Origin of the sequence: Aquirufa beregesia (assembly GCF_011090385.1) — a bacterium.
Taxonomy (GTDB): domain Bacteria; phylum Bacteroidota; class Bacteroidia; order Cytophagales; family Spirosomataceae; genus Aquirufa; species Aquirufa beregesia.
In genome coordinates this window covers 1-415 of record NZ_SEWW01000033.1, presented here as the reverse complement: position 1 = coordinate 415, position 415 = coordinate 1, and the positions used below count along the sequence as shown (strand labels likewise).

1 protein-coding gene is annotated in these 415 nt (G+C 47.0%); it reads left to right on the top strand.

Annotated elements, in window-relative coordinates:
* Nucleotides 1-415 (top strand): hypothetical protein (locus EWU23_RS13765; protein WP_205753196.1); only part of this gene is annotated, 415 nt, incomplete at both ends.

Below are 415 nucleotides of genomic sequence, written 5' to 3'. Positions count from 1 at the left end.
AGTTTAGCAACCCCTCAAGTGAACGGAGTAGGCTTTACTGGAACGAATACCTTAACGGCACAAGATGCCTATGGAAATACGGTAGCTAGCTTTGATGCGAGTGCGAATAATGTGACAGTAACAACAAGCTTAACAGGAGCCATCACGGGATTATCTGGTACGAATAAACTAAGTAGTGCCGGCGACTTTACAGCCGGCGTGGCGAATTTGACGAGCCAATTGATTTTCACAGGAACAGTAGGAACAGGGACCTTTACTTTCACCCCACAAAGTGGAACAGCGGTAACAAGTGGAACGGTACAAATAAATTCAGGAGTAGCCAATCACTTGATGATCACGGGTAATGCGAGTCAGAATGCTGGCGAAGCCCAAACGATCACGATTCGAGCGGTGGATGCGAGTCATAATACAGCCA